Origin of the sequence: Filifactor villosus, assembly GCF_042652965.1 — a bacterium.
Classification (GTDB): domain Bacteria; phylum Bacillota; class Clostridia; order Peptostreptococcales; family Filifactoraceae; genus Filifactor; species Filifactor villosus.
Window position 1 is genome coordinate 16,995 of the sequence record NZ_JBHSHL010000030.1, and the last position, 14,203, is coordinate 31,197.

The window sequence follows — 14,203 nt, forward strand, 5'->3', positions numbered from 1 at the left end:
AAAGCAATGCCTCAAAACTGATGAACCCGTTCAACGCATTGACTCAACAGGAATTTATGGTTGACGAACCCTGCAGGAAGATCAGCCCTTCAGCTTTATGCGGTGTTTCCATAGGGGCTTGGATTTCAAAAAGCACAGCCTGTCTTCCCCCTATTCTCCGTTTCAAATACCGGATATGCAGGATATACTCTTGCCGAAAAACACGTTCGAAGATTGCATATTTTGAAGTATTCCACCTGTCAATTTTAATGGGTAATGGTTTCAGCGGTATCTTCCTAATTGATATTGATCGCCCCGTTGACTGTTTCCACTTCAATGTGATCTCTTCCCTCTCCGACCTTGCGATCGATATTGTTGGAACTTCCGATCTTAAATCCCGCAACTTCGATCAGGGGAGTGTCCAAGACCACACCGATTCCGTTGACCGTTTCCACGTCCAGGACCGCATTGTATTGATCAAACACGATATTGATTGCCGCATTGACTGTGCTGACTTCAATAGGATAGCTCTCTTCTCCCATCAGAGATACCGCTCCGTTTACAAAATCTCCCCTAAAACTCTTGAGAGAATCGTTTGCGGCAAAACTTCCATTGACCGTGTTGAACTCCACTTCCACTTCTTCAGGTTTTTCCAGGCTGATCACCGCCCTGAGCCGAACATCCTTTGCCTTGTGCTCTTTTTCTCTGATTCGAAGCACTTCGCCTTCCTGTTTCAGTTCAATATAGCTTGAGATATCGACCCTTTCGTTTCGTTTTTCATAAATCCGATAACCGTCCTTGTCTCCCTTAACCACTTCCACCTCCAGGTTTACAGAGTCAATCTCGATCTCGTACAACGATTGGAGTTCTCCCTCCAACGCCTCTCCTGCCGCCTTCATTGCTTCCTTTCGTTGAATTCCTATGTTCAAATAATCCTTCCTCCATTCATGTTTTCCATAGTCAAAGATAAAGTACGATAGCACTGTACCCACGATAAGCACCATCCCCAATACAAACAACTTAAAGATCAGACTTCCCTTCATCTCATCCCCCTCCTCTTATTGATTCTCCAAATGATTGAAATGTAAATCTGCTCGATGCACTTTATGATCCATCGGATAAAGTTGATGATAAGAGCGATCCCCATAATTCCGAAGGTAAAGCTCGCAAGGGTGAACAACACTCTGGTAACCGGATGCAAGCTTAAAACAAAACTCGGCACCGACAACCACGGCAGGACGAAGCCCGGAATAAGTGTGAGCGGAAGAAGTACAGCGGCCAAAATAAGGCTAAATACCAAGGTCATCATACCGATGATAAGTCCGATCAATCCTCCCAAGAAGCCTATTCCTATCCCAAAAATGGGCATTGCAAAAAGACAAAGGAACACAAAAAGAACAAGTTTTTTCCAAGACTCTCCTCCTCTTTGCTCCCCGGTCTCCTTCGTTTCATCGATAAATATTTTGGAGCCAATCCGCTTCATCTTATAGTTCTCATTTCTCAAATAATCGTCCGCAATATCTCGAGGAGATCCCAACTCCGTACAGATCTGTTCCTCTGTTTTGCCCTTCTCATAGCCAAGCTCAAAGTGCTCTTCATAGTCGGCAATGATGTCCTCGACCACCGTAATCGGTAAGGATCTCAAATAATGTCGTAACAAATCCAAAAATTCCTGTTTTTTCATAACTCCCTCCTCAAAAGATTATTTACGCTTTCGATAAAATGATTCCAATCGTCCAGCTGCCCAAAAAACATCTCCCTTCCATAGTCGGTAAGCGTATAGTACTTCCTTGGCGGACCGCTCTGTGATTCCTTCAAATAGGTGTTGACATAACCGTCACTCTTCAATCTCCTAAGCAAAGGATAGATGGTACCTTCAGAGATATCGACATGAGCCGATATCTCTTCCACCAGCTCATACCCGTACCTGTCGCGATCGCTTAATAGGGAAAGAACCAGGAGCTCCAAGACTCCTTTTTTAAATTGTATATTCATAAACTTCCTCCCTTCATATTTATAGTATAACAAACAGTACCTTTTAATGCAAGGTACTGTTTAATATTTTTGTCTTATAAAAAAAGAGAAGCGTCAACGAACTCGCCTCTACTTCTCCAAAGTCAGCAATTTTCTGTTTTGATTCGGCCTTTAAGAAGATTCCTCACAATTTCACAAAGCATGCTTGAACCGGTTTTAGAACCGGGAATAAAGTCCTTGAAACCGCTCGTTTCACAAATTCTTTGATCCTGAAAAACGATAAAAACAACATTTTGTGTCTTTGATACTATTCTTCTTTTGAGTTGTGGATATAAACGACCTGCGACCATAAAAGATAAACCAATTTTTCATAGATTGAAAAACAGATATATCCATACTTCTATTGAAAAATAGTATGAAAGGTGTTTCTCTACTACGATCTCCGATAGAAGTGCGGATATATCCGGACTCACAAGCACAACAACTTGTTTTATATTACCCATAGAATAAAAAGCATTGCTATCAACAGTTTGAATGAGTAACAGTATGATCTGTCAATCCAAAATAAACTCGTATTCCCTACAGATCAGACCATCCTTGAAATCAAAAATATCCAATGAACGCACTCCCCTATCATTTATTAAGTACGTTGCTATCCTGTTTCCGTCACCGGAGACCTTGATATCTTGACACGAAAATTGAATATCCGTATTTTCATAGGCTTTTTTTATGACCTGCATATAATGTTCTATGCCTTCGATCTTTTTTTCTTCCTTGCCGAACAACTCCCAAGATACTTCCGTATGCAGGAATTGTCGGTACACTTCCCAATCACGCTCATTTTCAGCCTTGAAAAAGGCCTCCAAAACACTTCTGTTTGTCATAGCTGGCTCCCCTCACGACTTCCTATTTGCAGATTCCACAATGATTTATACTATTCTCGGATTGAAGTATGATTATAGTCACATCTACAAACACAAACATTTGTTTTATGCCCCATAGAATAAAGGGCATTGGTATCAACAGTTCGGATGGATAAGAATATGCTTCATATTTCGGAGAATTCTTTTAACTTTTTTGAGAACTGCTGTACTCATACCGTTTTTAATCGCCATTTCATAATAGATGTCGAATTCAGGATGTTTATTTTCTTTCACAACTGCCAGTAACTCGGCAAAATATTCCCACGCGCGATTAAAACTTCTCGTTGAACTGTATCCTTCCCTTTTCGGTAACCATTTCAACCGGACAAAATATTTATTCAATATCCTACTCCAGGTTGCAACATCATCGTCATAACAGAAGTATTTCGTTTCCAACAAATTACCGAAGCGTCTATCCCGGATTTTTACTTCATCCGGCAAATACCAAGCCTTACAACTCAAAAGTTCTTCTATCACCCGTTCAAGTATCACAGAGGGATCTCCTTCCGGAATCATTGTCTTTGAACATTCTTCTTTTAACTCCTCATTATACTTCGTTACTTTCCAGTAACAAGAATGCTATTTTCGCACATTGGCTGAAGGGCTTTCCTGTACTTAATATCTGCTATTTTTCAAATCTGTCCATAACTCATCCATAACCTTCGAAAACTCTCAAATTTTATAGTTCCTCATCCTCGATCATCCGTTCCGCTATACGATGCGGGATCATAGAGACCTCCATCGTCATATCGACCTGATAATTTGTATCGATACATTCATCCCAATATTCGAGGTGTTTTTTATCTATCCACGATTCGGAGTCTTCTACCTTAATTCCATTTTCTCCTTGAATAGAGTACCAGTAAAGATACTCGACACCCTCCGTTTTTTCCCTAAAAATAGTCTCAATGTACATCTTCTCCCCGTTTAGGGTAAGTAATACCTCTTCCATATGTTCATTCAAAAAACGCATCCACCTATCCACCGCTTCCGACTTGCCTTCTCGAACTCGAAATCGTGACAGTTCTATATTCATACTCTTCCCTCCACGTCTTTTCTACTTGCCTCTCCTTATTTTGTAATATTGCCATCCGGTCCCGATGCCCAAAAGCAATGAACCTATGTCCATCCGTATTCTGTTTTTCCTGTCCTGTAGAACATAAATACGGATGTCAATAGAATGACCGAAGAAACAATACAAAGGATCAAATAGTTCTTCCCATATTTTACACCCTCTCAAACTTGAACTTAGGAGAATACCGCACAAAGGCAAAATTTTGATTTTCTTATGGATTTGTAAAGAAAAGAATTCTTTCAAATCAATGCTTTTAAAAAATTCAGCATCCCTTTAAAAGTGATGTTACGATGATTTTTTGAATTATGCGGTGTTTCTCCCCTAAGGATATGGTGCATAATTCGAAACATCCGCATAAAATCGTTTTTATACTATTTTTCAATAGAAGTATGGATATATCTATTTTTCGATGACGAAAAACTATATTGTCTTCTATGGGTCACAGATTGTTTATATCCACAACTCAAAAGAATGGTAGTATTATACCGCTAATGAAACTCTTGAACATGGATTTAACACTCTTAAAGACAAAATTGGAAATTTGCCTTTGTACGGTGCTTTGCTAAATGTCACATGTCTACTGTAGGTATTCCATGCTGTTCCCTTATGAACAAAGCAATAACGCCTATCATTATACTGACGTTGAATTCCTGCTCGAGTTATAAAAACATCCAAAAACACTATTTCAGAGCCCATAAAACAGTCAACTGTGATAGGCATCTTATTTCATCCTCAACTACTCTTGTGCCAAAAACCTCTCCGCCTCTTTTCGCGATTTAAAGACAATGAGGGTTTTGTTGGGATAATTTGCTAAGAGTTCGTACTGCTCCTTCAACTTCGTCTTTTGGAAGTCGATGATCCATTGTTCAAACTCGCTGTCAAACTCCGTCTCTATCCAAGGAAGGTCATCCCTCTTACGTCCGACCCTCTCCCTTGCACCCTGAAGGCAGACCTCCAAAGGATAGTCCAGAAAGAACACGGTATCACAGGCTTTTAATCGTAGTTCCAGAGTACTCCTGTAATTTCCGTCGATGATCCACCTATCCTCCTTCATGATGTCTTCCAACCTTCGCTCAAACGCTTGACTACCTATGTTGGTTCGGTCCTCCCTGTGCCATATCAAATCGAGATGGTACAGGGGAAGTTCCAACTTGTCGCGGAGTTTTTTGGCAAAGATCGTTTTGCCGGCTCCCGGAGAACCGATCACAATAATTTTCTCCATCCGGAATCCTCCTATCCCTTATACTATTTTTCAATAGAAGTATAGATATATCTGTTTTTCAAACCGCGAAAAGTCGGTTTATCTTCTATGGGTCACAGATTATTTATATCCACAACTCAAAAGAATAATAGTATTACATAATTCCTGACAACATCGTTATAATGTCAAAAAATATCAATTTTCATTTCCGCTCAGATAAAATAACAGCCTTTCCTATGAGTATCGCAGACAGTCGCACTCGAAATATCAATCAAAACGCTCCACCGCTTTGTTCGCCATATCCGAACAAAAAACCACAGGGTAAGGGCCGTTCAAGGCAGGCCGGTAAAGCTGAACCGCCCGAAGCTTTCCTTGAAATACAATACTACTTGCCATTTAAACGACGGATAATGTCAATTGGTCCTCCGTGAAAAGACGAATGTTTGTAGTTCCAAAACGGATATAACCACTCTTTTGTTGGAGAATCGTATAACATCAAATTCCATATGGCAAATACGATCGATCCAACTCCCGACAACATCCATGTAATGATCCTCCTTCCAATCGTCTCATCCGTTAAGTTCACTCAATAATTTTATCGCATCGAAACGTGTCCCGCAAGCCTTACAGACCCAATCGCTGTTGCTCTTTTTCGCTTTTTTATGAAAAAAATCCAACCCTCCTCCGCAGTAGGGACAGGGTTGGGGATCTTCACGCCACAGACTCTTCAAAAAAGCGACGACCTCTTCTCTGCTCTTCATCTTTAATGTTTCTATCACTTCGATTTCCACTCGGATCCCCCCGTAACTCGATATATTCGACATTTTTCTCAAACCCTTATAAACCGACCCTATCTGCTATATATTCCGGTCATATGTAGCTTCTCTGCACAAGACTATTCTCAAACTCTCCACAAACCTGTCTCCTTTTAATACCAATAGCAATCGTCTTCATAACTTTTTTCTTGTTTTTCGTTTGCTCTTTCTGCCTCTTCCTAAACTCATCTTCCGATATGGCTTTGTATCCGGGACATTGGGCGCTCCCCGTACACTTAGTGTTCCTACGTGTACAGCGATTTTCCCTATATTGATAATAAAAACACCTCCCTTTATAACGCCTCTCATCACCTTCCCTGCGTTTTAAAGTTTCCATATGCCAAGGTGTTCCCGCAAGTCTATTGATCCCCATTCAAATCTCCTTCCATCTCTTACTGTAACATCTAAATCCAACTTTTTCTCCTATATTGTTTTACAACAACTCGAACCGAAAACAAAACTTTGTTTTCTTGATTCCAAAATTCCATCCACTACTCCAAACTCCTGCTTTTTCCGGTATAGGCTCTGGCAGCCATCCGATATCTCTTTAGCATCTCTTCCCTCAATTGCACGGGTGTTTCGATATAGGCAAACTTACCGAAACGGAAGAAATACTGGATGATCTGATTGTCCGAGCAGTCGAAGTAGTAGCGATCCCCTTCCACCCGGATCGGTTTGGGACGATGAAGATACACCTTCTCAAACATCAGCCTTCCGTAAGGCTCGAGACGCACGCAGATCTCCCTCTCTTTTTCAAAGGCAAACTGCGGACCGTAGGCGATCATCTTGTCAAAGATTCCTTCCATCCCTTCCTTGAAACTCCTCACCTCGTTCAAGGCTATGACTTTTTCGAGTCTCGAGATCCTAAAGCTGTAAGGTCTTCCGTTGTATTCGGCAATCAGATAGTTGAACAACTCTTCCTTCGATCCCGATACGGCATAGGGAGATACGACGTACTTGGAATCATTGTATTTGTGCTTGAAGTAGATCTTGCGGTCGTTGTCGATGGCACTTCGGATCTCCTCGAACTTATCTCGAAAGATGACCTCCTCCCTCTTGTCCTGAGGAAGAAGGCAGTACGAGGACAACATATTGCGAAAGTAGTTGGACATCGTAGTCCTGCTGAGCAAACACTCCTGAATATACTGTATGACCGCCTTCGATTTTTTGGTCGGCTTAATGGAAAAAGACGAGTCCAACTTTCCCTTCTCCGGTCGAAATGCCTTGCTCTGCGTGTATTTCAGAATGTCATAGGCGATATCGCCTATTTTTTGTTCGCTGCAGACAAACTCCTTCTCCAAAGTCCTCCTGATATATTCGAACAACTCGCTGTTGCTCTGTTGATAGCTTTCATGATAGTGTAAAATCAAGGTATTGATAAAATCGTTTTTGTTCAGTTGTCTGTCCTTTTTGTAGAATTCGAACAGCTCCATATCCTTGAGCAAAATATGGCCGACTTCTTCGGACACATAAACCTTTATTTTTTCTTCCATAACACACCTCGCATCCCTTATTATACCCTTTTAGGGGACTTAAATAAATACTGTTTTCTAAAATTTTAAATGATTTAAGTGTTAAAAAAGGGGTCGTTTTATTTCCTGCATTTGATTATTTTTATTTGTTTTTCTTTCTGTTATTCTATATTCAAGCTAAAGACACTCACAGCGACTCTCTCGATCTTCAATAACTTATTGGGGGAGCGGTGCACCTTCCAAAAAGAGACTAAAAAAACTCCCTCTTTAAACAGCGAAAACGGCAAAGTCCTTTTCGTTAGGATAAGAGGCGGAGGTTGAACAAAGTCTGTTTTGTGTACCGCGTCCTGTAGAAGAAGTGTGTCTTGTATAAAGGTACTTACAGCAAATACCATAAACGGATATTACCGATTTATCGTACCTTGTCTTCTTTAAAACGTGCACAAGACAGACCTTGAACCGGTCCAATCGAACTGCACCTTTTCTTGGGAAAGAATTATGCGTGTAAAGGTATCATCCGCAAAACAATTCCAATGTCGCATCTTTTCATAATTCTTCAGCGACAGTCTCGGGTCCGCGCGGTAAAGCGAACCTGATCCCACAACAGATACCTTGTTTTGAGGAAGGTTCCCGGATCTTCCTCCCGCTTAAGTAGGCGGTATCCTGTACCGCCTGCCCTCATGCGGTTTTGTTACCTAATATGAAAGGAGAGTCCTATGAAAACGATGGAACTTTTGAGAACCGAACTTAAAACTTCCCCCTTCGCCCTGACCGAAAACGGCGATCCTGCCTACACCTCGACCTTGAATGCAAACCTCGATTTTTTTGCCCTTGTCGGAGGAATGCGTTTCAACCCGAAGAAAGTGAGGGAACTCTTTGCAAGATCCTTATCGGAGGACTACTCCACAGCGATAAAAAACCTCTTCTACACGAGGGATATTCGTGGCGGAATGGGAGAAAGGCGAAGTTTCCGAGTCTGTTTTCGCTATCTTTGCGACCTCTATCCCGCCGATGCGGCAACACTGTTTCCCTTCGTCGTGGAATACGGGCGTTTTGACGACCTCTTTGAAGCAAGGGACACTAAGGCGGAAGGAGCAATGATCGACTTCGTACGAAGACAACTGGAGAGAGATATCGAGAGCTTTCAAAGGGACGGCAGCACATCTCTTCTCCCGAAGTGGCTCCCGTCGATCAACGCTTCCAATCGAAAGATTGTCAATACGGCTCTCTTCTTTTGCAAAAAGCTCGGTTATTCCAAGCAGGATTACCGCAAACTCCTCTCTTCTCTTCGAAGAGGCAAGATCATAGAAAACCGTCTTCGGGAAAAAGACTATAGTTTCGACTATTCCTGTGTTCCTTCCCAAGCGATGCACAAGTACCGAAAGGCTTTTGAACGCAATGACCTCGAGCGTTACAGACAGTATGTTCAAGACGCTTTGGAAGGTGTGGAAACCGTAAACACAGAGACACTCTTTCCCTATCAGATCATCAAGGACTATGAGATCTACTCCACGCAGGAGCCTTCCGACCTCGTCAAAAAATCGATGCAGATGAAGTGGGACTCTCTGCCCCGAAACGCTGATGCGTCCAACACCATCGTCGTCCGCGACGGTTCGGGCTCGATGACCTGTTGCAATGCCCTGCCCCTTTATATGGCGACATCGCTGGCCATCTTATTTTCAGAGCAGTTGACAGGAGAGTTCAAAAACCGATTTATCACGTTTTCTTCCCATCCTCAACTGATTGAACTGCCAGACTCCGCACCTCTGTGGAGGAAACTCGAACTCTGTTATCAACAAAATGATTGCAGCAACACCGACATCTCAAAGGTCTATGACCTCATCTACAGAACAAGCCTTAAAGTACAAGATCCGGAAGATTTTATCAAACGCGTTGTGATCATCTCGGATATGGAGTTTGATTCCGGAGTCAAAAACATACCCACCTACGAGATTATGAAGGAAAAATTCGAAAAAGCGGGCCTTCCTCTTCCGGAGATCGTATATTGGAACGTCGCTGCGCGAGGGATCCGCTTCCCCGCCAACAAAAATCATCCCAATATCCGCTTTTTGTCGGGATCGTCCGTGCATGTGCTGAAGGCACTCTTGAACAACGAAACCGTAAGCGCCGTCGACCTTATGTATAAGGCCTTGCAAAAATATGAGAAGACCACTGAGGGACTACAGAAACGATAGTCCCCCGTCTTTTTCGGAAGATTGATTTATATGACAATTATAAAAAGTTGTTTCATGCCCTATGAAAGACAGCTCATTGATATCAATAACTTGGGAAAGTAATCTCATTAGAAGGCTCGCTATCAAAATAGCCGTAATGAAAAATCGCATAACTGACATCGATTTTTCAGATGCCTACAGAAACTTTCCTATATCAACAAACGGCTTATACTCGATTGAAGTTTGAAAATATCCGCTTTAGAAAATCACAAAAAGAATTTTGACTTCCAGCAAGGCAAGAATCGTTGATATCAACGCTTTAACTGAATAATGTTATAAGCTCCAATGATAGAAATCAAGAACATTTGAGTAACATCCCGTTTCACTCGTATGAGCCAAGGAGCGTGCCAAGCAATGGTTTTTAATCTTGTTGAAGACCAAGCCGGAAGACCATCGTTTGTGATTGCTATAATTATAAACTTATATAATTTGATCCCCCTATACAGAAAAGGAGAGATATCAGATGAAGATGATGGAAGAAAGAAGATTCGACTCCAAGGAAGATAAGTTTGTGAACTACGCTTGTATGATTCCGCCCGATTTTGATAAAATGGAACAACTCTTGAATGAAGGCGTTGATATCAATTCCTTCAGTTCTTCCGGCGGAGAGATCACGGCGACCCTTCTATCCGAAGTAATCGAAAATCAATACATCTGCTACCTGGATTCCCTGTACTCTGATGAAGAAGAGGAGGAGGATTTCGAGGAAGAAGATCCCCTGTATGAAAACTCTGACGAAATACTCTGGCAAAAAGCCTCCGTGCAACACCCTGAGAGCGCTGAACGCCTGATGTCCGTTATCGACTTCTTCTTCAACCGCGGATACGACCCTTCCCTCTTTGGAGGACAGTTTTCCGCAGTGTGTATTCGTGCCCTTCTCTATTATTCTTACGAAAAAACCATCCTTCCTATGACAATGCGTTTTCTTGACTTTGAGATCTCCAAAAAACACCTTCTTCCTCTTTTGGAACATATCGGAACCGAAGAGAGTTACGCAAGGTGTGTCGATAAAGATCCTGTCAAAGAGCACATCTTCTTTACCCTTGGTGAAATAGCCCTGTCCTCTTTCGAGGGTAGAAACTTTCATGACATTCACTTCTACGATGCGGCTGTCGGAAAACGGATCGACCGCATCCTCCTGTACGGAAGTCTCGACAGCAAGAGACCTCCTTTCTACAGCGAAATCTGCGACGGGGAAACCGTTCACAACCGTTTCGATCTTCCCCTCATCCTCGACTGTGAAGGTCTTCCCCTTTACTTGGAGCCTCAGATAAGCCTTTGGGTAAACCCCGATATCGATTTCAAAAACACAAATCTGTTTACCGATGTCAGTTCTTCGTTCAAAAATCTCATAGGCGCAAGGATCAACAACATAGACCTTGCCATCCGTACGATCGGCAAGGGTTTTGCTCCTTCCTTCGATGAAAGTCTTATTCGCCTTAGTTTGGACAACTCCTACCGGCTGACCTTTACAAACAAGGCCCTTATATCAAAACCGAAAGGAACGGCACCTTCATTCGAAATAGTAAAAGAAGCTGATTGATTTCATGGAGAAATATTGCTTTCTTCTTAAAATAAGAGCCTCTCACAAGAGGAATTCTTATTTTATTGATGTTCATAAATCAAAAAATACAAATGCTACTTTATACTATTCTCCAATAAATAGAAGTATGGATATATCTGTTTTTCAACCCACGAAACATCGGTTTATCTTCTATGGGGCACAGATTGTTTATGTCCATAACTCAAAGGAAGAATAGTATTATCTCCTGTTAAGTACAGGTTGCTGATATCCATAACTCAAAGAAATAATTGTATCAGTGCCTCATTTGTTGTACCTAAAAAACAAGAAGATGTACACAATAAATAGATGTATGGGGATAACAGAGAATAACTGTCTATTTTTTGCTCTTTTATTTACATTATTTTTTATTCTGCTCATTGCGAGGTATTTCCTAAATTTTATAGTCAAGTACGGAAGTTTTTGATATAATTGAAGTGGTTTGTTATATTATTCACTTTTTTGAATGCGATGCTTTTTACAAACATAAAGAAACGATTTGACACAATACAAAATCCTATCGCTTATCAAAGATGTTTGAAAATTCAAAGGAGGAACACACATGGGTTTATTCGGTTTCGGTAAGAAAAAAGAATGGGACATGGCCAGGGTAGAAGAAGTAAAACAAAAGATGAGGACCCTCTTTAACGGAGTGGTCGAAGATGGCGATACCTGGAAGATCGTAGGCGGCTACGCTCTCGACATCAAAACCAGCAACTACATCATAGCTCGCAAAACGACCTACCAATATACGAGCCTGATCATCGGATATCGGGAAGAGGATAAGGCGGTGGCGCTGGTCCAAACAACTCCCGATCTGGACGGCTGTAGCGAAGCGGAAATCTTCCGTCCCGATACCATCAAGAAGGCGGGTATGTCATTCGGAGAATATGTATTCTATCATCAAGGCGGAATGATGGCAGGCTACACCAAGTTCTGTGTTCCGACAGAAGCAGACGAAAAAGAACTCCTCTACCTGTATCAGCCGGAAGGACAAAAAGAATTTGAAGTCCTCTTCAAAAAGATCATGGGTAAGTAGGTGCAGTTTATGACCAATATCAGCTATATTATCGTATTTCTTGTGATCTGCGTCGTCGGCTTTATTATTCGAAGGTTATGGGTAGGCTTGATCGATCTTGTTATCTCCCTGTTCAAAAAACTTTTTTTCCGAAATTCCGGCAAGAACGAAACGAAATGGCATTCTATGGAAGAAATTGAATCTAAAAATAAAAAATAACATGAGATGGAGTGTTGTGAGATGATGGTTCCGTCATCGTTCAACACTCCTTTTTTCATCCGTTCTTCCTTCTCCCCGATAAAGCTCTTCCGGACTTTTTTTCAAAAAATATCCCAACATTACCAAAGCGATAAGTCCGCTCAATCCTTCGGAGATCGCATTCGAAAAATAAACTCCATCCGACCCCATAAATTTCGGCAGAACAAGAAGAGCAGGGATCAGAATCGCTCCGTAACGTAGAATATAGAGTATTGTGGACATTTTGGGTTGTTTGATGCTTGTAAGATAGGTCGTCGCAATCGAATGGATCCCCACCATGGGTAACATCGAAAGATAAATTCGTATGTTGTGCACCGTAATATCCATAAGTTCAGCCTCGTCCGTAAACAGTCCGATAAAAAATCTCGGTACCGCTTGTATAGCAACGAGTACGGTTACGGTAAATGCAATGACAAATCCCAGTGAGATCTTAAGAGCCGCCTTGGTTCTGTCCATCTTTCCCGCACCGTAGTTGTAACCGAAAATCGCCTGCGTCCCCTGTCCCACTCCGTATACCACCATGAGGAAAAAGTGTGAGATCGACGTGATGATCGTGATTGAGGCCAAATGATAATCTCCTCCGTAAAAGATGATATATCGGTTCAGCACAATAGCCACAACTGTTCCAAAGACCTGCATGTACAGAGTAGGAAGACCGTTTTGTGTGATTTCTGAAATATTGTGCCACAACTCTTTTCCCTTCAGATGAGAAAATCCCTCTTCCCCCAAGGGATGCTTGAGGAAGAACCTCGCCACAAAAACCGTCACCAACACCTGTGAAATCACAGTAGCTACAGCCGCGCCCTTAACCCCGTAGCCCAGTTTGAGCACAAAGAGGTAGTCCAAAACAATGTTCAAGAGCGAACTGACCGTAATATAGACCATTGCTTCTTTGGCATGTCCGAGAGAGCGGATACAGTTGGTCAGACAGTAGCCCGACAATCCCGGTGCACCTCCCAAAAGAAGGATAACGATATAGTCCTTTGCTAAAGGATGGACTTCTTTTGAAACCTTTAACAATTCAAAGATCCGATCCAAAAATAAGACTCCTATCCCTGTCAACCCCACGAGGCTTATCACAATATACAACGTAGCGGTCAACAAGATTCGGTTCGCTTTTTCCGCCTCCTTCTTTCCCATATAGATAGACATCAGAGTCGAAGACCCTACCCCTATCATCAGGACAAACGCCATTTGAGCAATCTGCAGTGGCATCGTGACTCCGACCGCTGTCAAAGCAAGAGGATCGATCTGCCCCACAAAGATCCTGTCCACCAAATTATAGACCGCCGCCGCTATCATGCTCAAAATAGCAGGCACGGACAACTTCAAAATCAAGGACCCCAAACGCTCCTTTTCCAAATCCTTTGTCAACAACCTTCCCCCTATAAACTTAAAAAAAACACCGCACAAAGACACAACATGTTCTTTTTATCGTTTTGAAAATACATAAAGTTTGTGAAACGAACGGTTTCAAGTACTCCTTTCCTCCGTACGAAAACCGATTCAAGCTTATTTTGTGAATCATGAGATATCTTCTCAACTATTCTCTAATAGAAGTAGGGATATATCTGTTTTTCAACCCACGAAAATTCGTTTTCTCTTCTATGGGTCACAGATTGTTCCTGAGTTTCTGAGTTAAAAACAGAAAGAATGCCCGTTTTAGTTGGAATTTCAATAAAATCGGGATATT

General features: G+C 41.9%; 15 protein-coding genes. 4 read left to right on the top strand and 11 right to left on the bottom strand.

Annotation, left to right across the window (positions count from 1 at the left end):
- Positions 1-275 precede the first annotated feature (275 nt).
- The 10 genes from ACFO4R_RS07930 to ACFO4R_RS07975 all read right to left on the bottom strand — a co-directional run bounded on the left by ACFO4R_RS07930 (position 276) and on the right by ACFO4R_RS07975 (position 7,460).
- Positions 276-1,022 (bottom strand): DUF4097 family beta strand repeat-containing protein, encoded by a 747-nt coding sequence (locus tag ACFO4R_RS07930; protein WP_379788547.1) that lies wholly within the window; start codon positions 1,020-1,022, stop codon positions 276-278.
- Complete coding sequence (locus ACFO4R_RS07935) at positions 1,019-1,663, bottom strand: DUF1700 domain-containing protein (protein ID WP_379788548.1); 645 nt, start codon at positions 1,661-1,663, stop codon at positions 1,019-1,021. Before ACFO4R_RS07935 ends, ACFO4R_RS07930 begins: the two co-directional genes overlap by 4 nt.
- Entirely contained in the window at positions 1,660-1,974 is a 315-nt protein-coding gene (locus tag ACFO4R_RS07940; RefSeq protein WP_379788549.1) for a PadR family transcriptional regulator, read from the bottom strand. Before ACFO4R_RS07940 ends, ACFO4R_RS07935 begins: the two co-directional genes overlap by 4 nt.
- A gap of 533 nt (positions 1,975-2,507) precedes the next feature.
- The gene (locus ACFO4R_RS07945; RefSeq protein ID WP_379788550.1) at positions 2,508-2,837 is read right to left on the bottom strand and encodes a nuclear transport factor 2 family protein; all 330 of its coding nucleotides are present in this window, start codon (positions 2,835-2,837) and stop codon (positions 2,508-2,510) included.
- A 135-nt stretch (positions 2,838-2,972) separates the two neighbouring features.
- On the bottom strand, positions 2,973-3,368 hold the full coding sequence (locus ACFO4R_RS07950) for a hypothetical protein (protein WP_379788551.1): 396 nt from the start codon (positions 3,366-3,368) through the stop codon (positions 2,973-2,975).
- 187 nt (positions 3,369-3,555) lie between these two features.
- Complete coding sequence (locus tag ACFO4R_RS07955; RefSeq protein WP_379788552.1) at positions 3,556-3,912, bottom strand: DUF6176 family protein; 357 nt, start codon at positions 3,910-3,912, stop codon at positions 3,556-3,558.
- Between the two features lie 775 nt (positions 3,913-4,687).
- Positions 4,688-5,173 carry a P-loop NTPase family protein gene (locus ACFO4R_RS07960; RefSeq protein WP_379788553.1) on the bottom strand — a complete coding sequence of 162 codons (486 nt, stop codon included), beginning with the start codon at positions 5,171-5,173 and terminating at the stop codon, positions 4,688-4,690.
- 548 nt (positions 5,174-5,721) lie between these two features.
- On the bottom strand, positions 5,722-5,943 hold the full coding sequence (locus ACFO4R_RS07965; RefSeq protein WP_379788554.1) for a hypothetical protein: 222 nt from the start codon (positions 5,941-5,943) through the stop codon (positions 5,722-5,724).
- Between the two features lie 79 nt (positions 5,944-6,022).
- The gene (locus ACFO4R_RS07970) at positions 6,023-6,340 is read right to left on the bottom strand and encodes a hypothetical protein (protein ID WP_379788555.1); all 318 of its coding nucleotides are present in this window, start codon (positions 6,338-6,340) and stop codon (positions 6,023-6,025) included.
- Positions 6,341-6,458: 118 nt separating this feature from the next.
- On the bottom strand, positions 6,459-7,460 hold the full coding sequence (locus ACFO4R_RS07975) for a WYL domain-containing protein (RefSeq protein WP_379788556.1): 1,002 nt from the start codon (positions 7,458-7,460) through the stop codon (positions 6,459-6,461).
- Between the two features lie 695 nt (positions 7,461-8,155).
- On the opposite strand from ACFO4R_RS07975, the gene ACFO4R_RS07980 reads away from it, so the two are divergent.
- The 4 genes from ACFO4R_RS07980 to ACFO4R_RS07995 all read left to right on the top strand — a co-directional run bounded on the left by ACFO4R_RS07980 (position 8,156) and on the right by ACFO4R_RS07995 (position 12,471).
- Positions 8,156-9,634 carry a DUF2828 family protein gene (locus ACFO4R_RS07980; protein ID WP_379788557.1) on the top strand — a complete coding sequence of 493 codons (1,479 nt, stop codon included), beginning with the start codon at positions 8,156-8,158 and terminating at the stop codon, positions 9,632-9,634.
- A 502-nt stretch (positions 9,635-10,136) separates the two neighbouring features.
- Positions 10,137-11,216, top strand: coding sequence for a hypothetical protein (locus tag ACFO4R_RS07985; protein WP_379788559.1), 1,080 nt, complete (start codon positions 10,137-10,139; stop codon positions 11,214-11,216).
- 580 nt (positions 11,217-11,796) lie between these two features.
- Positions 11,797-12,273 carry a hypothetical protein gene (locus tag ACFO4R_RS07990; RefSeq protein ID WP_379788560.1) on the top strand — a complete coding sequence of 159 codons (477 nt, stop codon included), beginning with the start codon at positions 11,797-11,799 and terminating at the stop codon, positions 12,271-12,273.
- Positions 12,274-12,282: 9 nt separating this feature from the next.
- Positions 12,283-12,471 (top strand): hypothetical protein, encoded by a 189-nt coding sequence (locus ACFO4R_RS07995; RefSeq protein WP_379788561.1) that lies wholly within the window; start codon positions 12,283-12,285, stop codon positions 12,469-12,471.
- Positions 12,472-12,504: 33 nt separating this feature from the next.
- Here the strand turns inward: ACFO4R_RS07995 and ACFO4R_RS08000 are convergent, their stop codons facing one another.
- Positions 12,505-13,884, bottom strand: a complete 1,380-nt coding sequence (locus ACFO4R_RS08000) for an MATE family efflux transporter (protein ID WP_379788562.1) — start codon at positions 13,882-13,884, stop codon at positions 12,505-12,507.
- Positions 13,885-14,203: the final 319 nt, after the last annotated feature.

Excerpts from the sequence above, each read along its gene's own strand:
- ACFO4R_RS07930 (WP_379788547.1), bottom strand. The coding sequence starts at position 1,022 with ATGAAGGGAAGTCTGATCTTTAAGTTGTTTGTATTGGGGATGGTGCTT.
- ACFO4R_RS07935 (WP_379788548.1), bottom strand. The coding sequence starts at position 1,663 with ATGAAAAAACAGGAATTTTTGGATTTGTTACGACATTATTTGAGATCC.
- ACFO4R_RS07940 (WP_379788549.1), bottom strand. The coding sequence starts at position 1,974 with ATGAATATACAATTTAAAAAAGGAGTCTTGGAGCTCCTGGTTCTTTCC.
- ACFO4R_RS07945 (WP_379788550.1), bottom strand. The coding sequence starts at position 2,837 with ATGACAAACAGAAGTGTTTTGGAGGCCTTTTTCAAGGCTGAAAATGAG.
- ACFO4R_RS07955 (WP_379788552.1), bottom strand. The coding sequence starts at position 3,912 with ATGAATATAGAACTGTCACGATTTCGAGTTCGAGAAGGCAAGTCGGAA.
- ACFO4R_RS07960 (WP_379788553.1), bottom strand. The coding sequence starts at position 5,173 with ATGGAGAAAATTATTGTGATCGGTTCTCCGGGAGCCGGCAAAACGATC.
- ACFO4R_RS07970 (WP_379788555.1), bottom strand. The coding sequence starts at position 6,340 with ATGGGGATCAATAGACTTGCGGGAACACCTTGGCATATGGAAACTTTA.
- ACFO4R_RS07975 (WP_379788556.1), bottom strand. The coding sequence starts at position 7,460 with ATGGAAGAAAAAATAAAGGTTTATGTGTCCGAAGAAGTCGGCCATATT.
- ACFO4R_RS07980 (WP_379788557.1), top strand. The coding sequence starts at position 8,156 with ATGAAAACGATGGAACTTTTGAGAACCGAACTTAAAACTTCCCCCTTC.
- ACFO4R_RS07985 (WP_379788559.1), top strand. The coding sequence starts at position 10,137 with ATGAAGATGATGGAAGAAAGAAGATTCGACTCCAAGGAAGATAAGTTT.
- ACFO4R_RS07990 (WP_379788560.1), top strand. The coding sequence starts at position 11,797 with ATGGGTTTATTCGGTTTCGGTAAGAAAAAAGAATGGGACATGGCCAGG.
- ACFO4R_RS07995 (WP_379788561.1), top strand. The coding sequence starts at position 12,283 with ATGACCAATATCAGCTATATTATCGTATTTCTTGTGATCTGCGTCGTC.